The following is a 22,344-nucleotide window of genomic DNA, read 5'->3' as shown; positions in this document are numbered from 1 at the left end:
CGGGAGGATGATCACCCCATGCAGTTCCTGGTGAACGTGGTCGACAGTCGCAGCTCGTCGGCGACGCCTGAGGAGATGGCCGCGATCGACGTCTTCAACCAGACGCTCGTCGACGGCGGCCACTGGGTGTTCGGGGCGGGCCTCGCGCATCCTGCGGCATCCGTTCTCATCGACGGTCGCGGCGCCGATCCGGTGCTCGTCGACGGACCTCTCGTCGAGGCGCCCGAGTGGACGTCGGGGTTCTGGATCATCGAGGCGGACGATGAGGATGCCGCGCGCACCCTGATGATCGAGGGTTCACGCGCGTGCAACCGCCGCCTCGAGCTGCGGCCGCTGCTCGGCCCGCCCGCGGACTGAGCGCGACGCGCCGAGCGCAGCAGCGGGCCGGCCGCAGCAGTCGGGACGACGCGGCTCTGCGCGCCGACCCGACTCCGTGCTCACGGTTCGAGCACGACCTTGCCGCGCAGGTGGCCCGCCTTCAGGTGCGCGTAGGCCGCTGTCACCTGATCGAGCGGGTACACCGAGTCGATCGGGAAGAGGATCTCGCCCGCGGCGATGCGGCCGGCGAGCTCGGCCAGGTCTTTATTGTCGGCTTTCGCGCCGCCGACGGAGGAGATGCCGTGCTGCGCCGCGAAGGAGTGCTCCGCGATCGTGTTGATGCGTCCGGTCGGCACGCCGAGCTCGACCGCGGCCTCGAGGGTCGCGCGACCCTGGTTGTCGAGCACCGCGTCGATGCCCTCGGGCGCGAGCTCGCGCAGACGCTCGACGAGTCCGTCGCCGTAGGCGACCGGCTCGATGCCGAGTTCGGTGAGGTAGCCGTGGTTGGCAGGGCTCGCCGTGCCGATCACGCGGGCTCCCGCGAGGCGGACCAGCTGCGCGGCGATGACGCCGACGCCGCCCGCGGCCGCCGAGACGAGCACGGTCTCGCCCGCCTGCGGTGCGACCTGACGGACGCTCGCCACAGCCGTGCGGCCGACGATGTCGAGTCCGCCGGCCTGCGCGACGGTGAGCCCGTCGGGGATCGGGATGACGCTGCCGGCGTCGACGACGACGTACTCGGCCTGCGCGAAGTAGCGGCTGCCGCCGAAGACCGCATCACCGACGGAGACCCCCGTGACACCCTCGCCGACCTGGTCGACGACACCGGCGTAGTCGTTGCCGTTGCCCGACGGCAGCACGATGTGGGCGCCATAGCCGCCCGGCTTGTCCTGCATCACCTCGATGATCTTCCAATCGACGGGGTTGAGTCCCGTCGCCTGCACCTTCACCCGCACCTGTCCGCCGTCCGCCTCGGGCGTGGGGATGTCCCGCACTTCGAGGTCGTCGGTGGTGCCCCAGCTCACGATCTGCACTGACTTCATGGGAGTTCCTTTCCGAGGAGGCCGCAACCGCGCGGCATCCATCGCCATTCCCCCGACGCGCGGGGTGTCGTCATCCGTGGTCACACGACGAGATCGATGCCCCAGACCAGTCGCCAGCTCTCACCGGGCGCCAGCCAGCGCAGCCCATCGCCCGAGTTGAGGGCGTCGGCGGGTGCCGTCATCGGCTCGATCGCGATCGCGACGGGGGTGCCGGGGAAACGGTCGGTGGTGAAGGCCTGCAGGTGGGTGAAGCCCTCGCCCGCCCAGAGGTCGACGGTGCGTCCGTCCGGGGCGCGCAGCAGCCCGTGGATGCGCCCCTCGTCGTCGCGCACCGGGTCGGCGTACGCGGTGTCGATGTCGAGGTCGCCGACCCGACGCGGCGTGCGCAGGTCGTGGGCGGCATCGACCGGGGCGGTACCGACGGGCAGCTTGCGGTCGTCGAGCAGATAGCGGGTCGCGGCGTCGATCTCGACGGTCAGGTCGGCGGTCGCGACATCCGAGATCTGCAGGTACGGATGCGTTCCGACGGCGACGGGCGCGTCCTCTCCGCCGACATTGGTGATCTCATGACGTACCTCGATGCCGCGCTCCGCGATGCGATACGTGACGCGCGTGTCGAGGTGGAACGGATAGCCGGTCTGGGGCACGACCGGTGCCCGCAGGGTGACGCTGTCCGGGGCGACCTCGTCGGCTGCATACGTGGCGAAGCGCAGCAGCCCGTGCGAGGCGTTGCCCAGCTGAGGCTCGGTGAGCGCGAGCTGGTAGCTGCGGTCGCGCTGGCTCCAGGCTCCGGCACGCACACGGTTCGGCCACGGCACCAGCACGACCCCGCACGCAGCGGGTGTGGGCAGCTCATCGGGGTAGCCGGGCACGAGATCGACGCCGTCGACCGTCACCGCGCGCAGCGCCGCGCCGACGGGGGCGATGGACGCCGAGACCGCGCCCCGACCGATGTGAAACGGGATGCCCGTGGCCGGCGCAGCACTCATGTCTTCAGCGTAATGCGACGTGCGCTAAGATAGAGGGTCGGCTTCGGACACCGCGTGACGCGGTTTTCTTTCTTGTGTGAGTCCTCGGGGCCGATGGTGTGCGCTATTCGGCGCTCATGACCACCATCACTTGAACGGCCCCCGGCCCACGTGCGCCCGGGATGCTCGGCATGAACCGAGCGCTGTTCTCGTGCGTTCAGACACGAGGAAGAAGAACTCACCATGCCCAAGAACAAGAAGCCCGCCGGCGGTCGTCCGGCGAAGAACTTCGACCCGCGCTACGGGTCGAAGACCGGGTTCCAGGACCGCAAGCGCCGCCCGGGCGAGAGCTCGAGCGCCACGGCCCGTCCCGGCTCCAAGAGCCCCAACCACCGCGGATATCGCGCCGACGAGCAGGCCGCCGAGGCGCCCAAGCGTCGCTGGAGCGCCCAGGAGAAGGCCGGCCGCGACGAGGCTCGCGGCATCCGTCAGCACGCCGCCGACGGCGGTCGCGGCTCGTACCGCGACGACCGTCGTTCCTTCGAGGACCGCGGCGAGCGTCGCCCTTACGGCGACCGCGACCAGCGTCCGTCGTACGGCGACCGCACCGATCGTCCCGCCCGCGGCGGAGAGCGTCCGTCGTACCGCGATCGCGGCGACCGCCCCGCGTACGGCGACCGCGGCGACCGTCCCTCCTTCGGCGACCGCGCCGAGCGTCGTCCGTACGGCGAGCGTTCCGAGCGTCCGTCGTACGGTGACCGGGCGGAGCGTCGTCCGGCGCGTGACCGTGACGACCGCCCGTCGTATCGCGACCGCGGCGAGCGTCCCGCGTACGGTCAGCGGTCCGAGCGTCCCGCATACGGCGACCGCGACCAGCGTCCGTCGTACGGTGACCGTGCCGAGCGTCGTCCGGCGCGTGACCGTGACGAGCGTCCCGCGTACGGCGACCGCGGCGACCGGCCCTCCTTCGGCGATCGCGCCGAGCGTCGTCCGTACGGCGAGCGTTCCGAGCGTCCGTCGTACGGTGACCGGGCGGAGCGTCGTCCGGCTCGTGACCGTGACGACCGTCCGTCGTACCGCGACCGCGGCGACCGTCCCTCCTTCGGCGACCGCGACCGCCGCGACGACCGCGCCCCGCGCACGGGTGACCGCCGCGATGCCCGTCCCCGTCGTGACGACGCCCCGAACCGCGCCGACTGGAACGCGAAGCCTGCCCGCTTCGAGGAGCACGTCGACGTCGTGCACGAGCGTCTCGAGGCGCAGGCCGTCGAGGCCGAGACCGTCGAGGGTCAGGGTTTTGCCGAGCTCGGTCTCGGTCAGAACATCGTGAAGGCCCTCGCCGAGCTCGGCGCCGCCGCCCCGTTCGCGATCCAGGCGGCGACGATCGGCCCGATCCTCGCCGGCCGTGACGTGCTGGCCCGCGGTCGCACCGGCTCCGGCAAGACGATCGCGTTCGGCGCGCCGCTCGTCGAGTCGATCCTGCGCGCGCAGGCCGGCAGCAAGCGCGAGTACGGTCGCGCCCCCAAGGCGATCATCCTCGCGCCGACGCGCGAGCTGGCGCTGCAGATCGACCGCACCGTGCAGCCGATCGCCCGCAGCGTCGGCCTGTTCACCACGCAGATCTACGGCGGCGTCCCGCAGGCCCGTCAGGTCGGCGCGCTGAAGAAGGGCGTCGACATCATCATCGGCACCCCGGGCCGCATCGAGGACCTCATCGAGCAGGGTCGTCTCGACCTCTCGGAGGTGAGCATCGCGGTGCTCGACGAGGCCGACCACATGTGCGAGCTCGGTTTCGTCGAGCCGGTGCAGCGCATCCTGCGTCGCACCGCCGAGGGCAGTCAGAAGCTGCTCTTCTCGGCGACCCTCGACCGTGAGGTCGCGGCGCTCGTCGACGAGTTCCTCGTCGAGCCCGAGGTCTACGAGGTCGCCGGTGAGACGCAGGAGTCGGGCACGATCGACCACCGCGTGCTCGTGATCGACCACCGCGACAAGGCCGAGGTCGTCACCTCGCTCGTCGACCGTGAGGGCAAGACGCTCGTCTTCGCCCGCACCCGCGCCTACGCCGAGATGCTCGCCGAGAGCTTCGACGACGCCGGCATCCCGGCCGTCGCGCTGCACGGCGACCTCAACCAGGCCAAGCGCACCCGCAACCTGCAGCGTCTGACCGACGGCAAGGTGCGTGTGCTGGTGGCGACGGATGTCGCGGCCCGCGGCATCCACGTCGACGACATCGACCTCGTAGTGCAGGCCGACGCTCCCGACGAGTACAAGACCTACCTGCACCGCTCGGGCCGCACCGGACGCGCGGGTCGCAGCGGCACGGTCGTGACCCTCATCACCCGTCAGCGTCGTCGTCGCATGACGGAGATGCTCGAGCGCGCCGAGATCAACGCGCCCTTCGAGGATGCCCGCCCGGGCGACGACCTCATCGAGGAGCTCGCCGGTCGCCAGCTCGCCGAGGTCGACGCCTGATCCGATGACGCGGGCCCGAGCCGAGCCCCGTCGCCGCCTTCGCGGCCGTCCGTCAGAACAGACGGGCGGCCGCGGTCGTCTGTGGGGTGGGCACCGCGGAGGCGCCCGTCGTGCGCACCGCGGGCGGGGCGGATGCCGCGCCCCGACGGGTGCGCGTGGGCAGTTCGGTCTCATCCCGCCCGTCAAGTCGATGGGCGCGCAGCAGCGGACGCATCCGTCGCGCGAGCCATTGCCGGTAGGCGGCCGGGGTCGTCGCCGACACCCCGGGGAACAGCCCGCGGTACGACCCGACGAGGTCGGGCCTCTCCCGCGCGAGCCACGAGAAGAACCACGGCTTCACGCCCGGGCGCAGGTGCAGAGCGCCGTAGACGACGCGCGCCGCTCCCGCCTCACGGATACGCCGCAGCGCATCGTCGAGCTGGGCGATCGAGTCGGTGAGGTGGGGGAGCACGGGCATCAGGAACACCGTCGGGCGGAAGCCCGCGTCGGCGGCGGCGCGCACCGTCGCCAGGCGCGCGGCGGCCGTCGGGGTGCCGGGTTCGAGAGCGCTCTGCAGGGCGTCGTCGAACACGGCGATCGAGAACGCGAGTGATACGTCCACCTCGTCGTGCGCGGCGGCGAGCAGCGGGAGGTCGCGGCGCAGCAGCGTGCCCTTGGTGAGGATCGACAGCGGTGTGCCCGAGGAGGCGAGCGCGTCGATGATGCCCGGCATGAGCCGATAGCGCCCCTCCGCCCGCTGATACGGATCGGTGTTGGTGCCGAGGGCGACGTGCTCCCGGCCCCAGCTGCCGCGGCGCACCTCGGCGGCGAGCACCTCCGCGACGTTGATCTTCACGACGATCTGGGTGTCGAAGTCGCGACCGCCGTCGAGGTCGAGATACGTGTGCGTGCCGCGCGCGAAGCAGTAGACGCAGGCGTGACTGCACCCGCGGTAGGGGTTCACCGTCCAGTCGAACGGCATCGCGGATGCCCCCGGCACGTGGTTCAGCGCCGACTTGGCCAGCACCTCGTGGAAGGTGATGCCTGCGAACTCGGGAGTCGTGACGCTGCGCACGATGCCGCCATCGCGGTCGAGGCCCGCGAGGGCCGCGGCATCCGTCTCTCCGACGCGTTGACCGTTCCACCTCATGCGCACAGTCGAACAAAGCATCGATGTTAAGTCAAGTCTGGTGGGGCCCAATATCGTAAATAGATGAGGGGATGTGAAAGCGATGGGTCGCGGCCGCACGCAACGCGGCACACAATGGACTGATGGCCGACGCCCCGCGGATCTCCGCGCTCCGATGGACCGTCACGATCGGCCTGGTCGCGATCGTGGTGGCGTCGGCGTGCGCGTTCGCGGTGCTGCCGCGTCTCGTGGCGCCGCGACACGTGGCCGCTGCGCCTGCCGTCGCTGCCGCTCTCCCCGTCCCGGCACTCACGTCGACGCCCAACCCGGCGCCGCAGCCCTGCGACGACCCGGCGGTCACCGCGGCGCTCGCCGCGCGTGACGACGAGGCCGTCATCACGGCCGTGGGCGGTGGTGCCGCGTTCCGCGACGCCGTGGTCTCCGGAGACGCCCCCTGCATCACCCTCGCCGACGCGAACCACGTCTGGGTCGTCGTCGACAAGGCGCGCCCGCTCGAGCCGCTGTCCTTCGCGCCGGCCGCGCTCGCCAAGGTCGGTGTGCGCCTCGTGAACGGGGCAGGTCAACTGCAGCCGTCCGCCGCTGCCGCCCTCACCACGATGTCGGATGCCGCGGCCGCTGCGGGCGTGGGCGGCCTCGGGGTGGTGAGCGGCTACCGGTCGTACCAGACGCAGGTGAGCACGTACGCGTCGAATGTCGCGAACGGCGGCAAGGCGGCTGCCGATGCGACGAGCGCTCATCCCGGATACAGCGAGCACCAGACCGGGTTCGCGACGGACGTCGTCTCGTGCACCTCTGCCGGATGCGGCACGATGGACGGCTTCGGCACGTCGGCGGCCGGGAAATGGGTGGCCGAGAACGGCTGGCGCTACGGATTCATCGTGCGCTACGAGCCGGGGCAGACGGCGGTGTCGGGGTACGACTCCGAGCCCTGGCACCTGCGCTACATCGGGCCGCAGCTCGCGGCGGCGTACCATGACGGCGGGTTCCACACGCTCGAGGCGTTCTTCGGACTGCCCGCCGCGCCGAACTACCTCGGGTGACCGGTCCGGCCACCCGAGGCATCCGTCATCGCTCGTCGTGTCGATCGCGCCGCGCGGCTCGCGCCAGACGCGTTGCCTCTTCCGCTCGAATCGCGTCGGTCGACACTTCGGACGGACGCTCGCCCTCGTCCCACAGTCGATCCACCGCTGCGGCGGGGGATGTCGTTGCGGCGAGCGAGGCCTCGAGGGCACGCTCATAACGGTTCTGACGACGCTTGAGCCACAGTCCCGCGGTGACGAGCACGATCAGCACCGCGTAACACGTCGCCGCGAACGGATGCAGCACGAGATCGCCCATGTTGCCCTGGCTCAGCTGGAGCGCCTTGCGCAGCTGCTGCTCGCCCATCGGGCCGAGGATGAGGCCGACGATGAGGGGGGCCACCGGGTAGCCGAAGCGCCGCATGACATACCCGAGTGCCCCGACGATCAGAAGGATGAGCACGTCGATCGTCGAGAACCGCACCGCGTAGGCGCCGAGGGCGGCGAACGTCAGGATTCCGGCGTAGAGGTACGGACGGGGGATCTGCAGGAGCTTCACCCAGATGCCCGCGAGCGGCAGATTCAGCACCAGTAGCAGCACGTTGCCGATGTAGAGGCTCGCGATGAGCGCCCACACCAGGTCGCCCTGCGACTGGAAGAGCTGCGGCCCGGGCTGGATGCCGTACGACTGGAATGCCGTGATGATGATCGCGGCGGTCGCGGTCGTCGGAAGACCGAGTGTCAGGAGCGGGACGAGCACACCGGCGGCGGCGGCGTTGTTGGCTGCCTCGGGGCCGGCGACCCCTTCGATCGCCCCACGGCCGAACTGCTTCTTGTGGCGCGAGAAGCGCTTCTCGGTGGCGTACGACAGGAACGTGGCGACATCGGCGCCGCCCGCGGGGATCGTGCCGATCGGGAACCCGATCGCAGTGCCGCGCAGCCATGGCTTCCACGATCGGCGCCAGTCCTCGCGGGACATCCAGCTGCGCCATCCGCGAGTCACGGGGATGATCGGGATCGGCCCGCTGCGCAGTCTCGCTGCAACGTAGAGCGCCTCGCCGACTGCGAACAGCGCGACCGCGACGAGAACCACACTGATGCCGTCGGAGAGCGCAAGCATGCCCATCGTGTAGCGCGCCTGACCGGTGGTCTGCTCGGTGCCGACGAGGCCGATGAGCAGGCCGATGCCGAGAGAGGCGATGCCGCGGGAGACCGACGAACCCAGCAGCGCGCCTACCGTGATGAACGCCACGACGATGAGGGCCACGAAGTCGGCCGGCGCGAGGTTGACCGCGAAGCCGGCGATCACTGGTGCGAAGAGGGTCAGGAGGGCGGTCGCGATGGTGCCGGCGACGAATGAGCCGATGGCGGCAGTCGCGAGCGCTGCTGCTCCCCGACCGAGTTTGGCCATCTTGTTGCCTTCGATCGCCGTGATGACCGACGCCGACTCGCCCGGGGTGTTCAGCAGGATGCTCGTGGTCGAGCCGCCATACATGCCGCCGTAGTAGATGCCTGCGAACGTGATGATCGCGGCGGTGGGCGGCAGTGAGTACGTCAACGGCAGCAGGAGCGCCACCGTCATCGCCGGACCGATGCCGGGGAGTACGCCGACGGCAGTTCCGACGAGCACGCCGATGAACGCGAACAGCAGGTACTCGGGCTGGACGGCCGTGGCGAAGCCCTGCAGGAGGAGGGAGATGTTGTCCATGAGGTTCCTAGAAGAGGGGGCCGGGGCCGTACCAGGCGTCGAATGCCCAGCCGCGGGGGAGGAAGAGCCCGAGGCCCTCGCCGAACAGGATCTGGGTTGCGATGCCCAGAACGAGCCCGGCGGTGAGAGCGATCCACCACTTCTTGGCGCCGAGGCTGAGGGCTGCGCCGCCGAACAGAAGTGCTGCGGTGAGCCACCAGCCGAGAACGTCCAGCAGCAGAACGACGCCGACGAACAGCAGCACGAGCTTCGTGATCGTCCACCAGTCGGTGCGGGCACTCGAATCGATGTCCTCGCCCTCCTCGCGCTGACCGAGGCGGCCGCGGAGCACGCCGAAGATGAGAGCGACGCCGGCACCGATGAGCAGCGCCGACACGAGGAACGGGAAGACGCGCGGGCCCACCTGGGCGCCGGCGGGGGTGCGGATCGCAAAGGCGCCGATCAGCGCGTAGAGGCCGAGGCCGAACACCAGCGCCGCGAACACGAGCTCCCCGATGCGATCCCCGCTCCACCTCCGGGGCGGCGACGCCGCCCCGGAGGTGGGAGTGATGTCCGTCGTCACGACGTGAGCCCGATGTTCTTCAGCGTCGACTGCACGTCGGAGATGTTGGCGGTGAGGAATGTCGAGAGCTCATCCCCGGTGAGGAACGCGTCCGTCCAGCCCTTGTCCTTGAGCGTCGCCTGCCACGCAGCCGATGCGTGCATGCGGGTGATCAGGTCGACCAGTTGCTGCTTCTGCTCGGCGCTGATACCGCCCGGTGCGAGAAGCCCGCGCCAGTTCGTGTAGACGACGTCGTAGCCCTGCGAGGTCATGGTGGGCGCCGAAGGGATCAGGGCCGCCGGAGCGTCACTGGACACCGCGAGGGCGCGCAGGTCACCCGAGGTGACGTACTCGGCGAATTCGCCGACGCCGGAGATGCCGGCCGACGCGTTCTTGCCGAGAAGCAGCGACACCGCTTCACCGCCGCCGGAGTTGGGCACATAGTTGAGCTTCTCGGTGATGCCCGCCCCGTCGAGGCCTGCGGACTCGAGCAGCAGCCCCGCGAGGATGTGGTCGGCGCCACCGGCGGAGCCGCCGGTGATGGTGATCTTCTGCCCATCGGCGAGCACCGCGTCGACCAACTCCTTGAGCGTCTGGTACGGCGAATCCTTGGGCACGACGACCACCAGGGGCTCGTCGGTCAGCCGGGCGATCGGTGTCGTGTCCTCGAGTCGGTTCTGCGCCGAGTTCGTCTCCACCGCGCCCACCATGACCAGGCCCGTGACCATGAGGGTGTACGGGTTGCGCTCATTCGCGAGCGAGGCGAGGCCGACCGTGCCTCCGGCGCCGCCCACGTTGTTGACCGGAGCGGCGCCGACCAGCTTGTCGCCGGTGAGAGTCGACGAGATCGCGCGACCGGTCTGGTCCCAGCCGCCGCCAGGATCGGCGGGAACGATGATCTGCACAGATGACGGTCCGGCTGCAGAGCCGCCGCTCGATGCCTGCGGATGGCAGGCCGTCAAGCTGAGGGCGACCGCCGCGAGCAGGGCGGCGGTGGCGAAGCGTGTACGCATGTGAGGTCGACTCTCCTTCGAGTACGGGGATGCGCCGTCGCATCCCCTCAATGCCACCCGACGTTAGGGGGGTCGATGTGCTCGGGCGCGCTTGCGAAAGTAAGCGAGGGTTCGGAAAGTATTGGTCTCGTGCGCGCCGCCGTCAGCGCCGCCCAACGGGCAGAATGTCCTCCATGCGCCGAGCAATGTCGCTGAGGCTGCAGTTGCTTCTGCTGCAGGCCGCCATCGTGTGCGTGGTGACGGTCGCGACGGGCGCGGTCGCCATCAGCGTGCAGGAACTGGCCATCAGAGACGCCCATCGTGAGCGCATGGTCGGCGTCGCTCAATCGATCGCCCGTTTGCCCTCGATCCATGACGCCCTCGACTCGCCGAATCCGAGCGCGAAGATCCAGCCGATCGCCGAGGTGCTGCGCGAGTCCTCGCAGCTCGCCTATGTCGTCGTGACGGATGCCGCCGGCATTCGGCTGAGCCATCCGAACCCTGAGCGCATCGGCGAGAAGGTGTCGACCGATCCCTCGGTTCCGCTGTCCGGTGAGGTCTATGTCGGCACGCAGACCGGGACCCTCGGCGAGTCGTGGCGCGTGAAGGTCCCGATCTTTGACGACGCGCAGCGCGTGATCGGAACCGTGTCCGTCGGCATGCTGGAGTCGGCCCTCGCCGCGGACGTGCAGATCTGGCTGCCCTGGCTGCTGGTCGCGGTCGCCGGGTCGACGCTGGTCGGCGTGTTCGGAGCGGCTGGAGTCACCGCCCTCGTTCGCCGGCGCATCTTCCGGCTGGAGCCCCAGCAGATCGCCGAGCTCGTCGACAGCCGGGAGACGATGCTCCACCGTCTCAGTGAGGGTGTCGTCACCGTCGACAGCGACGGCCGTGTCTCGATGGCCAACGACGCCGCAGCACGACTGCTCAACGTCGACGATCTGGTCGGGCGCCCGCTCACCGAGGTGGTCGATGCGCCGATCCTCGCCGTGCTCGAGGAAGGCGAGCCCGACGGGCGACTCGTGCTGGCGGGCGAGCGGGCACTGATCGCCCGCGGCACCGGCACGATCGACGATGACGGCCGGCGCGTGGGCGGCACTCTGCTGCTGAGGGATCACACCGAGCTCCACGCGGCGCTGCGGGAGATGGATGGCACGCAGTCGCTCACCGACGGACTGCGCGCGCAGGCACACGAGTTCTCCAACTCCCTGCATGTCATCTCCGGACTGCTCGAGATCGGCCAGATCGATGAGGCTCGGGAGTTCGTCGCAAAGAGTCGCTCAGGCGGGGCGCTCGCCGTCGATGAGCCGGCCGCGAACCTCGGCGCGGAACTGGCGGCGCTGCTGTCGGTGAAGCTCGCGCAGGCGCGCGAGCGGGGGCTCGTGATGACGGTGGACGTCGAGGGGACGGTGCCGGGGGAGGCATCCGATGATCTGCGCACGGTGATCGGCAACCTCATCGACAACGCGTTCGACGCGTGTCGTGCCGAGGATCGCGTCGCGGTGGTCGTGCAGGCGGTGTCGGGCGAGGTGCGTGTGAGGGTGAACGATTCGGGCCCCGGCCTCGACGATGAGGTCGCTCGGCGCGCCTTCGACGAAGGGTTCAGCACGAAGGATGTCGCCGGTCGCCGCCGCGGCATCGGCCTCGCTCTCGTCGCGCGGGTCGCGCGGCGTCGCGGTGGCGGGGCCCGGGTGTCGCGGTCTCCCTGGGGCGGGGCGTGCTTCGAGGTCGAGCTACGGGTGCCGATGGCGGTGACCGCACGATGAACGTCCTCCGCGTGCTCATCGTCGACGATGTTCCGGCCGTCGCATCTCTGCACGCCCGGTTCGTGGACGCCCACGGCGGATGTCAGGTCGTGGGCACGGCTGCGACCGGTCCGGAAGCGGTGCGACTGGTGCGCGATCTCGCGCCCGATCTCGTGCTGCTCGACGTGTTCCTCCCCGGTTTCACCGGGCTCGAGGCCCTGCGGGTGCTGCGTTCCGACGGCACGATCGTGCAGCCGGAGGTCATCGCGGTGACGGCGGCCCGTGACGTCGACACCGTGCGAGCGGCTCGCATGCGCGGTGCTCGGCATTACCTGGTGAAGCCGTTCACGGCGGACGATCTTCATGCGCGTATCGACGATGTCCTTGCTGAGCGACGGGTGCCGCAGTCAATGCGCCCGGGGCTCGACCAGGATTCGGTCGATGCTCTGATGCGACCCGGCGCCAGGCGGCAGCTGCCCAAGGGTTTGAGTGCTCCGACGCTCCTCGTCGTGCGCAGTGCGCTCGCCGAGGCGGGCGAGGCGAGCGCTGCCGAAATCGCGGACCTCGCGGGACTCTCTCGCGTCAGCTGTCGGCGCTACCTCGAGCACCTCGCCGACTCGGGCACCGCGACCCGGTCACTTGACTACGGCACTGCCGGTCGCCCTCGAACGCGGTACCGGATCGCCGCGGAATCCCGCTGCTCCGGCCCGGTTGCGGCATCCCCACAACGCTGACACCGAGTTCCGCAGACGGTGACATGCAATTCCACAATGCCCTGGCCTGCGGCCCGCCTCGCGACCTAGGATCGCAGGGGCGGCGTGGCCACGAGCGCAGCCGCGAGCGGGTATCCCGCCGAAGCGAAGACGGAAGGACTGCGCACATGGAGCGCGACATCTACGACGAGGACCACGAGGCGTTCCGCGACGTCGTCAAGGAGTTCCTCAAGCGGTACGCGACGAACGAGAAGCGCGTGCAGTGGGAGAAGGACGGCGAGATCGACCGCGCGACCATGCTGGCCGCGGGTGAGGCGGGCATCATCGGCCTGTCGGTGCCGGAGGAGTTCGGCGGCGCCGGCATGCTGCAGGACTACCGCTTCCGCTCGATTGTGCTCGAGGAGACGATCGGCGTCGGACAGGGCTCGCTTGCCGGTGCGTTCGGCATCCAGGACGACCTGGCGGTTCCGTACCTCGTGCACATGGGCACCCAGGAGCAGAAGGAGAAGTGGCTCCCGCGCATGGCCACCGGCGAGGTGCTCGGTGCGCTTGCGATGACCGAGCCCGGCGCGGGCAGCGACCTGCGCGGCATCAAGACCACCGCGAAGAAGGTCGACGGCGGCTACATCGTCAACGGCGCCAAGACCTTCATCTCCTCGGGCAAGACCGCGGACATCGTCGTCACGTTCGTGAAGACCGGTGAGGGCAACCGTCCCGAGGCCTTCAGCCTGCTGATCCTCGAGAGCGGCATGGAGGGCTTCGACCACGGCAAGAAGCTCGAGAAGATGGGCTTCCACGGGTGGGACACCGCCGAACTCTCGTTCAGCGACGTCTTCGTGCCCGACGAGAACCTCATCGGCGGCAAGGAGGGCCTCGGCTTCATCCAGCTCATGATGAACCTGCCTCTCGAGCGCCTCTCGATCGGTGTCGCGGCGGCCGCCGCGGGCGAGGCCGCGTTCGTCTGGACGCGCGACTACACGCTCAGCCGTGAGGCGTTCGGCCAGTCGATCTCCGACTTCCAGAACACCCGGTTCCGTCTCGCCGACATGGCCACGACCGTCGATGTGATGTGGGCGTACATCGACCGCGCGATGCTGCTCTACAAGGACAAGAAGCTCACGGCCGAGGAGGCCGCGAAGGTGAAGTTCTGGGCGACCGACCGCGAGTGGGAGCTGCTCGATCTCGGCGTGCAGCTGCACGGCGGCTACGGCTACATCACCGAGTACCCGATCGCCCGGGCGTTCCTCGACGCGCGCGTGCACCGCATCTACGGCGGCACGAACGAGATCATGCGCGACATCGTGTCGCGTCAGATCGTCGGCAAGCGCTGACGCTCGGCACGAGGGGGACGGGGCGGATGCCTCGTCCCCCTCGTCATGCGCGGGCAGGAGCCGCCGCCCCGCGGCGTGGGTCTCGGGTCAGGATGCGGCGACGACGACGAAGACCGCGACGGTGAGCACCCAGCCCCCGGCGACCACGGCGGTGTCGAGGCGATGCCAGCGTGCGACCCGCGGCTCGGTGCGAGTCGCGTGGGCGCCGAACGCGCGCGCGTCCATCGCGAGCGCCACGCGTTCCGCGTGGCGGATGGCCCCGGCCAGCAGCGGCACCGCGTAGCCGAATCCCCGCGCGAGCGCGGTGAACGGGCCGGGGGGCGCGGCATCCCTCACCCGGTGCGCGCGCCGGATGACGTCGAGCTCGCGCGCGAACCGGGGCACGAAACGCAGCGCGGCGAGGGCGGCGTAGCCGACGCGGTAGGGCACGCGCAGGTGCTGCACGAGCGCCCGCACGAGGTCCGGTCCGTCGGCCGCCGAGCCCGCGGCGAACAGCAGCGCGGTGATGGCCGCCAGCCGCAGTGCCGTGGCCGCCCCGACGGTGAGCGCGCCGACGGTGAGGTCGCGCCCGGCGATGCCCACCGCGACGCGGGTGTCGGCGACCGTGGCGGGGTCGACCCACAGCGCGAACAGCAGCGCGAGCGCGACGATCGCGACCGGCAGCGCCAGCACGAGCAGAGCGAGCACGCGTGCCGACACGCGCGAGACGATCAGCGCGAGCGCCAGCCCGATGCCGAGGAACACCAGCGGCACCACCAGGTCGCGCGTGAACACGAGCCCGATCGAGGCCGGGATCACCGCGGCGAACAGTGTCAGCGGATCGAGTCCGAGACGCGTGCGGATCACCGTCGGTGCCGACGCGTCGATGGGAGTGGCGGTGGTCATCCGGCCACCGTCGTTCCCCGCACGGCGTCGAGGTCGGCGAGCCGCATCACACCCGACAGCGCCGGCTGGCCAGGCAGATCGGCGAACGCGACCCGCAACGGCGGCACCCGTAGCCGCGCACGCCGCACGAGCGGTTCGTCGGCGAACAGCACGGCGGGGGAGGCATCCGCGATCACCCGGCCGCGCTCGATCACGAGCACCCGCTCGGCGTGCTCGGCGACCACCTGCATGTCGTGCGTCACCACGACGACCGTCGTGCCCTGCGCGTGCAGGTCGCCCAGCAGGCGCAGCAGCTCATCGGCGCGGGCGCGATCCTGCCCGTAGGTCGGCTCGTCGAGCACCAGCACGTCGGCGCCCCCGATGAGCGCGGTCGCGACGGACAGGCGCCGCTTCTGGCCCCCCGACAGCAGAAACGGATGCCGCGTCGCGTGCGCCGTCAGATCGAACCGCTCGAGCATGGCGTCGACCCGCTCGGCGACCTCGGCGGCCGAGCGCCCGCGCAGGCTGTGCGCGAGTTCCTCCCGCACCGTCGGTGCCACGAACTGATGCTCGGGGTTCTGGAACACGAAGCCGATGCGCCGGGTGGTGCGTCGGCGCGCGACGTCCGCACCCCGCACGTGGACGGTGCCGCGCGGCGTGCGTCGCACGCCCGCGATCGCCTGCGCGAGCGTCGTCTTGCCGGCGCCGTTGGGGCCGACGATCGCGACGAACTCGCCCGCGGCGATCGTGAGGGAGACGTCGTGCAGCACCTCGTCGCGCCCGTGGCGCAGCGTGAGTCCCGACACTTCGACGGCGTTCGCGGCGGGAGCGGTCGTGGAAGCGTCGGCCGGCGTGCGCGCTGCAGACGACGACGGTGCGTCGGCCGTCGCATCGATCGGCGGGGCCGCCGCGACGGCGGCGCGCAGCTCGGCGGCGGTCAGCGGCATCCGCTCGATCGGCACCCCGGCGCGCTGCAGCCGCAGGGCCGCCAGGGTGACCGCGGGAAGCCAGACACCGAGGGCATCGAGCTCGGCGGCGCGGGCGCGCAGCACGTCGTCGACCGAGCCGTCGGCGACCGTGCGACCGGTGGCATCGAGCACGACCACGCGGTGGGCCACCTCGACCAGCTCGTCGAGATCGTGCTCGATCACGACGATCGCGTGATCGCCGGCCGACGCCAGGTCGCGCAGGGCGGCAAACACCTCGGCGGCGCCGGCCGGATCGAGGTTCGCGGTCGGCTCGTCGAGCACGATCGCGGGGGTGCCCATTGCGAGGGCCGCGGCGATCGCGAGCCGCTGCCGACCGCCTCCGGAGAGGATGTCGGGGTCGTCGTCACGGCGCTCCCACAGGTCGAGTCGCCGCAGGGCCGTCTCGACGCGCGTCGCGATCTCGGCGAGCGGGACGCGCAGGTTCTCGGGGCCGAAGGCGACCTCGTCGCGCACGCGGGCGGTCACGATCTGCGCATCCGGGTCCTGGAAGACCAGCGCGACCCGCGACGACAGCTCGGCGACGGTCGACGCGGATGCCGCGGCATCCCCGATCACGACGTCCCCCGTCACCTCGGCGTCGAGGTGGTGCGGGATGAGTCCGTTGAGGGTGAGCGCGAACGTCGACTTTCCCGACCCGCTCGGCCCGAGCAGCAGCACCACCTCGCCAGGGTGAGCGCTCAAGCTCGCGCCCGCGGGCACCGGCGTGTCGGCGTCGATGTGGCGCACGGCGACGCCGTTCGCGTGGATGACGGGAGCAGGGGACACGAGACCTCGACCGACGGAAGTGAGCATCACCTAACCTACCCGGCTGTCCGCGGGAGGATCCTGTCAGCGACGGGCGGCGACTCCCGCGCTGCGCAGCCGGGCGCCGACGGCGAGACCGACGGCCGTCCACGCGACGGGGCCGAGCACGCTGATCGTGAGGTACGCCGCCTGAACCCACGGCGCGAAGCTCCCGAGGTCGACGATGAGCGCGACGACGACGGCGATGATCGCACCGACGATGACCGCGGACACGAAGAAGCGCCATGGAGCCCACGACCGGTACCGGGTGAGGGCGGCGACGCCCTCCTGGATGCCGCCGATGAGCAGGGCGGTGCCGATGTAGCGACCCGCCCACTGCGGGCTGGTGGCGCTGGCGACGAGCGCCGCGAGCACGTGCGCGAGCAGCGCCACCCAGGGCAGCCGCACGACCTCCTGCGCGATGATGCCGGGCAGCACGTGCACGCCGAGCACCAGGCCGTAGAGCATCGGTGCGGTCGCGATGACGATCGGGGTGATCCATCCGGCGATGCCCCCGAGGAGCCCGGTGGCGACGCCGATCGCGGCGCAGATCAGCAGGACACGGGTGGAGAGGGCGGATGGTCGGGCGGCCACGTGCTCAGCGTAGCGACGCGTTCTCGTGAGAGTTCTCTCATGAACCGTGGATATGTGTTCGTTGAGAATTCGCTGTGAGGTACCTTCGGGCCCACGCGGCCTCCGGGCCGTGGCACGTGTTCCGACATCCCCCCACGAATGGAGCGCAGTACATGGCACACCTCCGCCTGAAAGCTGCGGCGGCCGTCACCCTGGCCGCACTGATCGTCAGCGGCTCGGCCGCGGCGAGCACCGCAGCCGAGCCCGGCCCCGCCGCGCCCACCCCTCTCGATCTGCCCGGCGGCCGCTACATCGTGCTGCTCGACGAGAAGCCCGTCGCCACCTACGAAGGGGGCGAGCCCGGCCTCGCCCCCACCAAGGCGAAGGAGGGCGAACGGCTCGACGCGGCCTCACCGCAGGCGAAGCAGTACTCGAGGTTCCTCCAGAACCGGCAGAAGGATGTCGCCTCCAGCGCCGGAGTGACACCCGACACGACCTACCAGATCACCCTCAACGGCTTCAGCGCGAACCTCAGCGGCGCGCAGGCGTCGAAGCTCAAGGGCACGAAGGGGGTGCTCGGCGTCTACGCCGACGAAGTGCGGCATCCCGATGCCGTCCCGTCGACCCAGTTCCTCGGTCTCGAGGGCGCGGGCGGAGTGTGGGAGGGCGTCGGCGGCATCGACAAGGCCGGCGCGGGCATCGTCGTCGGCGTCGTCGACACCGGCATCTCGCCCGAGAACCCGTCGTTCGCGGGCGACCCGCTGTCGACGACCCCGAGTGACACGCAGCCCTACCTCGCCGCCGGCACCGACGCCGACGGCGCCGCCGTCACGCAGGTGGTCTACAAGAAGTCCGACGGCGGAGAGTTCCGCAGCACGGTCGTCGACAAGCCGGGAGCCGGCAAGGACGCCTGGAGTGCCGAGCAGTACTCGACCAAGCTCGTCGGCGCGCAGTACTTCAGCGAGGGCGCCGCCGCCACCGGGTTCTCGTTCGCCTACGACTACCTGTCGCCGCGCGACGGTGCCGGTCACGGCTCCCACACGGCCTCGACCGCTGCGGGCAACAACGGGGTCGACGCGACCGTGGAGGGCGTCGCCTTCGGCGCGATCTCGGGTGTCGCCCCGGCCGCCAAGGTCGCCGCCTACAAGGCCTGCTACGACGGCCCCGATCCGCTCGTCACGACCGACGACATCTGCGCCCTGAGCGACCTGCTCGGCGCGATCGATCAGGCGACGGCCGACGGCGTCGACGTCATCAACTACTCGATCGGCGGCGGGTCGGCGACATCCGTGCTGCAGCCCGACGACATCTCGTTCTACAACGCGGCCGCCGCGGGCGTGTTCGTCTCGGTCAGCGCCGGCAATTCGGGACCGGATGCCTCGACCGCCGACCACGCGTCGCCCTGGTACACGACCGTCGCCGCCTCGACCATCCCGACCTGGGAGGGCACCGTCGAACTGCCGAACGGCTTCCAGAAGGCCGGCGCCTCGGTGAGTGTTCCGTTCGGTGAGCGGGTCACCGGCCCCGTCGTCTACTCCGGCGACGTGGCGCTCGCCGGTAACGCCAACGCACCGCTGTGCTACCTCGGCTCGCTCGACCCGGCGAAGGTCGCCGGCAAGATCGTCGTCTGCGACCGCGGTTCGAACGCCCGCGTCGAGAAGTCGCAGGCGGTCAAGGAGGCCGGCGGCATCGGCATGATCCTCGTGAACGTCACGCCGGGCTCGCTCGACAACGACTTCCACAGCGTGCCGACCGTGCACCTCCCCGACACCGATCGCACGGCTCTGCTCGACTACGTGCGCGGCACGGCGGACGCGACGGCGACCCTGATCGGCGAGAACGTGACCGGCGTCGAGACACCCACCCCGCAGGTGGCCGGATTCTCGAGCCGCGGCCCGATGCTCGCCGACGGCAGCGACGTCATCAAGCCCGACATCTCGGCGCCCGGCGTCGCGATCCTCGCGGCCACGAACAACGCGCCGGGCGCCGACCCCACGTTCGGCATCCTGTCGGGCACGTCGATGGCGGCGCCCCACATCGCGGGGCTCGCGGCGCTCTACCTCGGTGAGCGACCGAACGCGACGCCCGCCGAGATCAAGTCGGCCATGATGACGACCGCCTACGACACGAAGGATGCCGCGGGCGCCGCGGTCACCGATCCGTTCACGCAGGGCGCCGGTCACGTCGACCCGACCGCGTACTTCTCGCCGAGCCTGCTGTACCTGAACGGACCGGCGGACTGGGCGGCCTACCTGCAGGGCCTCGGGCTGCACGACTTCGGCGTCTCGCCCATCGACGCGAGCGACCTCAACCTCGCCTCCATCGGGATCGGCTCGCTGGCCGGCTCGCAGACGGTGACCCGCACGATCACGGCCACCGAGGACGCCACGTTCACCGCGAACGTCGACCTCCCTGGCTTCGACGTCACGGTCGCGCCGTCGACGGTGAGCCTGAAGTCGGGCGAGAAGGCCGACGTGAAGATCACGGTGACCCGCACGGACGCCCCCGTCGAGAAGTGGACCCACGGGTTCCTGACGTGGACGGGTGGCACGCACGCCGCCCGCTCGCCGATCGCGGTGTACCCGGTCTCGGTCGATGCCCCGGCATCGGTGTCCGGCACAGGAATCTCGGGCACCGCCGACGTGACGGTGACCCCGGCGGTGACCGGCGACCTCGACCTCGCCGTCTCCGGCCTCGCCCCGGCGACTCTGCTGACCGACCCCGACCTGCCCGCCGTGCCCGGTCACTCCGGTGACCAGGACACCTTCTCGGAGGAGGACGGCCAGTACAACGCCTACATGGTGGTGGATGTCCCGCAGGGGTCGACGTATGCCCGGTTCGACGTCGACTCCTCGGATGACACCGGGTCCGACCTCGACCTGACGGTCTACCGGGTGGTGTCGCCGACCGACTGGCGCTACTACGAGAACTGGTCATCGGCGACGTCGTCGGCCGACGAGTCCGTCGCGCTCATCGCGCCGACGGCGGGCACCTACCTTGTGCAGGTCAACCGCTATGCCTTCACGTCGCCGTTCACGTGGGATGCGACGGCTGCGGTCGTCGGCGACGGCGCGGGTGTCGGCTCGCTGACCGCCTCGCCGGACCCGCTGCCGACGACGAGCGGGCAGCCCGCGACCTACACGCTCAGCTGGTCGGGGCTCGACGCGTCCACCCGCTACTTCGGGATCGTGCGCTACGGCGATTCGGCGGCGACGACGGTGCTCACGGTCGACAGCGGTGCGGCCGCTCCGGTCGCCACCGCCCCGCCGACCGTCACGGGCACGCCGAAGGTGGGCAGCACTCTCACCGCGACGGGCGGCACCTGGAATCCCGCGGACGTGACGCTCGCCTATCAGTGGCTGCGCGACGGCTCACCGATCGACGGCGCGACCGGCACGACGTACAAGGTCACCAAGGCCGACGCGGGCACGACGCTGTCGGTCAGGGTGACCGCGACTGCCGCCTCCTCGCCCAACGCCGGCACGGCGGACAGCGCCGGCGTCGTCGTGAAGGCGTCCTCGTCGCTGAGCGTCACCGTGAACCCGTACCTCGGGCGCACGTCGACCACCTTCGTGGTGAACCTCGCGGTGAAGCCGTCCCACGGTCCCGCGGCGACCGGCGCCGTCACGGTGTGGGTCGACGGCCGGAAGTACACGGCCGACCTCGCCGACGGGAAGGCGTCGATCACCCTGCCGAAGCAGTCCCGCGGTGTGCACGTGATCGTCGCCCAATACGGCGGCAGTGCGGTGCTCGACGGGTCGTTCGGGGCATCCGGGTTCCTGGTGTTCTGACACCCGACCAGGTGGACGAGGGCGTCTCGGCTCCGGCCGGGGCGCCCTCGGCGCTCGTCAGACCCGGCGGCGCCGGGTGGTGAGCCGAACACCCGGCAGCGGCGGGGCCGGGATCCGCTCATCGCCGTGGTCGACGACGCGGCCGAAGCGCTCGGCCCCCGCCTCCCAGGAGTCCCGGGCGGCGACGATCTCCTCGTGCGTGCGCGCGACGAAGTTCCACCACATCACGATGTCGTCCTCGAACGGCTCGCCACCGAGCAGGAACAGCGTCGCGCCGCCGTCGGTGCTCACCTCGATCTCGTCCCGGTCGGTGCCGAGGTAGATCAGGTCGCCCACCCCGAGCGACGCGGGGGTCGCCGGCGTCGTGTCGGTCTGCACGGCGAGATCGCCGTCGACGGCGAGCACAGCGTGCTCCCACGCGGCATCCACCGGCAACACGACCCGCGAGCCCGGCGCAAGATGCACCTCGGCGCCCACGAGCGGGCTGTAGGCGGTGGCCGGCGAGGTCACTCCGGCGAAGGACCCCATCACGACCAAGCCGACGGCGGGCTCCCCCACGGTCGCCGCGAGCGTCACTTCGGGTAGTCGTTCGTGACGTTCGAACGCGGCCTCGCCGTGCCGCCGCGCCTCGGGAAGCGCCACCCACAGCTGGAGTGCGTCGAGCGGGATCGGGCCGTCGCCCACCGAGTACTCCGAATGCGCGACGCCGGCGCCCGCGGTCATGAGGTTGAGCTGTCCGCGCGTGATGACCACGTCGCTCGAGACCGAGTCGCGGTGCCGCACGCGGCCCTCGAACGGCCACGTCACGGTCTGCAGCCCGATGTGCGGATGGGGTTCGACGCGCATCGTGGTCGTCTGCGGGCCGAATCGGTCGAGGAAGCACCATGCGCCGACCATCGGCAGATCACGCTGCGGCAGCGCTCGCGTGACGGTCATGCCGCGCACACCGCCGAGCGGAACATCGCGCGAGCCGAGCACCAGCGCGCGGGGTCCGACGCGTCGGACGGATGCCGCGACATCCGTCTCGTCGTCGGTCATGACCGCACCTCGGGCCATGCGATCACGAGACCGGCGACCTCCGTCTGCTCGAGGTAGCGCACCACGAACGGGCACAGCGGCACGATCGTGGTGCCGCGGGCGGCCTCGTCGGCCAGGGCCGCGCTCACGAGCACCGAGCCGAGTCCCCGACCGCCGAACGCCGGGTCGACCACCGTGTGCGGATAGACCGCGCGGCCGTCGTCGTCGATCTCGAACACCGTGAACCCCGCGATCGCGCCGTCGACGGTGACCTCGTACCGCCCGGCCTCATCGTTGCGCGTCACGGTGATCTGCTCGTCCTGCGGGGGCATGCGGCATCCTCTCGTCGAC

General features: G+C 70.8%; 18 protein-coding genes. 7 read left to right on the top strand and 11 right to left on the bottom strand.

Annotated features, from left to right (window positions below):
• The first annotated feature begins 18 nt into the window (after positions 1–18).
• Positions 19–357, top strand: a complete 339-nt coding sequence (locus ABT08_RS03205; protein ID WP_056206277.1) for a YciI family protein — start codon at positions 19–21, stop codon at positions 355–357.
• An 80-nt stretch (positions 358–437) separates the two neighbouring features.
• Here the strand turns inward: ABT08_RS03205 and ABT08_RS03200 are convergent, their stop codons facing one another.
• Entirely contained in the window at positions 438–1,361 is a 924-nt protein-coding gene (locus tag ABT08_RS03200) for an NADP-dependent oxidoreductase (RefSeq protein ID WP_288113975.1), read from the bottom strand.
• A gap of 80 nt (positions 1,362–1,441) precedes the next feature.
• Entirely contained in the window at positions 1,442–2,350 is a 909-nt protein-coding gene (locus ABT08_RS03195; protein WP_288113974.1) for an aldose 1-epimerase family protein, read from the bottom strand.
• Positions 2,351–2,572: 222 nt separating this feature from the next.
• Here ABT08_RS03195 and ABT08_RS03190 point away from each other — a divergent pair, with 222 nt between their 5' ends.
• The gene (locus ABT08_RS03190; protein ID WP_056519715.1) at positions 2,573–4,801 is read left to right on the top strand and encodes a DEAD/DEAH box helicase; all 2,229 of its coding nucleotides are present in this window, start codon (positions 2,573–2,575) and stop codon (positions 4,799–4,801) included.
• A gap of 52 nt (positions 4,802–4,853) precedes the next feature.
• On the opposite strand, the gene ABT08_RS03185 is transcribed toward ABT08_RS03190, so the two are convergent.
• Entirely contained in the window at positions 4,854–5,930 is a 1,077-nt protein-coding gene (locus ABT08_RS03185) for an Rv2578c family radical SAM protein (RefSeq protein ID WP_056519718.1), read from the bottom strand.
• 122 nt (positions 5,931–6,052) lie between these two features.
• Between ABT08_RS03185 and ABT08_RS03180 the strand changes: the two genes are divergently transcribed.
• Positions 6,053–6,970, top strand: a complete 918-nt coding sequence (locus tag ABT08_RS03180; protein ID WP_288113973.1) for a M15 family metallopeptidase — start codon at positions 6,053–6,055, stop codon at positions 6,968–6,970.
• Positions 6,971–6,995: 25 nt separating this feature from the next.
• Here ABT08_RS03180 and ABT08_RS03175 read toward each other — a convergent pair whose 3' ends face one another.
• Genes ABT08_RS03175 through ABT08_RS03165 form a run of 3 tightly spaced genes read right to left on the bottom strand, consistent with a single transcriptional unit; the run spans position 6,996 to position 10,211 of the window.
• Positions 6,996–8,657, bottom strand: coding sequence for a tripartite tricarboxylate transporter permease (locus ABT08_RS03175; RefSeq protein WP_288113972.1), 1,662 nt, complete (start codon positions 8,655–8,657; stop codon positions 6,996–6,998).
• A 7-nt stretch (positions 8,658–8,664) separates the two neighbouring features.
• Positions 8,665–9,219 (bottom strand): tripartite tricarboxylate transporter TctB family protein, encoded by a 555-nt coding sequence (locus ABT08_RS03170; RefSeq protein ID WP_082482965.1) that lies wholly within the window; start codon positions 9,217–9,219, stop codon positions 8,665–8,667.
• Complete coding sequence (locus ABT08_RS03165; RefSeq protein WP_056206286.1) at positions 9,216–10,211, bottom strand: Bug family tripartite tricarboxylate transporter substrate binding protein; 996 nt, start codon at positions 10,209–10,211, stop codon at positions 9,216–9,218. The genes ABT08_RS03170 and ABT08_RS03165 overlap by 4 nt, the downstream gene beginning before the upstream one ends.
• Before the next feature lie 173 nt (positions 10,212–10,384).
• Here ABT08_RS03165 and ABT08_RS03160 point away from each other — a divergent pair, with 173 nt between their 5' ends.
• The 3 genes from ABT08_RS03160 (at position 10,385) to ABT08_RS03150 (ending at position 13,976) form a co-directional block, all read left to right on the top strand.
• Entirely contained in the window at positions 10,385–11,953 is a 1,569-nt protein-coding gene (locus tag ABT08_RS03160) for an ATP-binding protein (RefSeq protein ID WP_288113970.1), read from the top strand.
• A complete protein-coding gene (locus ABT08_RS03155) occupies positions 11,950–12,666 on the top strand; it encodes a response regulator (protein WP_056209604.1) in 717 nt (238 codons plus the stop codon). Before ABT08_RS03160 ends, ABT08_RS03155 begins: the two co-directional genes overlap by 4 nt.
• 146 nt (positions 12,667–12,812) lie before the next feature.
• Positions 12,813–13,976, top strand: coding sequence for an acyl-CoA dehydrogenase family protein (locus ABT08_RS03150; protein ID WP_045247535.1), 1,164 nt, complete (start codon positions 12,813–12,815; stop codon positions 13,974–13,976).
• Positions 13,977–14,063: 87 nt separating this feature from the next.
• On the opposite strand, the gene ABT08_RS03145 is transcribed toward ABT08_RS03150, so the two are convergent.
• From ABT08_RS03145 to ABT08_RS03135, 3 genes are read right to left on the bottom strand one after another with little or no spacing between them, the layout of a single operon-like run.
• Positions 14,064–14,861 carry an energy-coupling factor transporter transmembrane component T family protein gene (locus ABT08_RS03145; protein WP_056209607.1) on the bottom strand — a complete coding sequence of 266 codons (798 nt, stop codon included), beginning with the start codon at positions 14,859–14,861 and terminating at the stop codon, positions 14,064–14,066.
• Positions 14,858–16,621, bottom strand: a complete 1,764-nt coding sequence (locus ABT08_RS03140; protein WP_288113968.1) for an ABC transporter ATP-binding protein — start codon at positions 16,619–16,621, stop codon at positions 14,858–14,860. Before ABT08_RS03140 ends, ABT08_RS03145 begins: the two co-directional genes overlap by 4 nt.
• Positions 16,622–16,657: 36 nt before the next feature.
• Positions 16,658–17,206 (bottom strand): ECF transporter S component, encoded by a 549-nt coding sequence (locus ABT08_RS03135; protein WP_045247532.1) that lies wholly within the window; start codon positions 17,204–17,206, stop codon positions 16,658–16,660.
• Between the two features lie 152 nt (positions 17,207–17,358).
• Between ABT08_RS03135 and ABT08_RS03130 the strand changes: the two genes are divergently transcribed.
• Complete coding sequence (locus ABT08_RS03130) at positions 17,359–20,976, top strand: S8 family serine peptidase (RefSeq protein ID WP_288113967.1); 3,618 nt, start codon at positions 17,359–17,361, stop codon at positions 20,974–20,976.
• 57 nt (positions 20,977–21,033) lie between these two features.
• On the opposite strand, the gene ABT08_RS03125 is transcribed toward ABT08_RS03130, so the two are convergent.
• Both ABT08_RS03125 and ABT08_RS03120 read right to left on the bottom strand, forming a co-directional pair.
• On the bottom strand, positions 21,034–22,014 hold the full coding sequence (locus tag ABT08_RS03125; protein WP_056519843.1) for a pirin family protein: 981 nt from the start codon (positions 22,012–22,014) through the stop codon (positions 21,034–21,036).
• Positions 22,011–22,325: a GNAT family N-acetyltransferase gene (locus ABT08_RS03120; protein ID WP_056519819.1), complete on the bottom strand. Its 315-nt coding sequence runs from the start codon at positions 22,323–22,325 to the stop codon at positions 22,011–22,013. The genes ABT08_RS03125 and ABT08_RS03120 overlap by 4 nt, the downstream gene beginning before the upstream one ends.
• Positions 22,326–22,344: the final 19 nt, after the last annotated feature.

It is taken from the genome of Microbacterium sp. SCN 71-21, assembly GCF_001725695.1.
GTDB classification, from domain to species: domain Bacteria; phylum Actinomycetota; class Actinomycetes; order Actinomycetales; family Microbacteriaceae; genus Microbacterium; species Microbacterium ginsengisoli.
The sequence above is the reverse complement of the archived record's forward strand: the minus strand, read 5'-3'. Positions and strand labels throughout refer to the sequence as shown.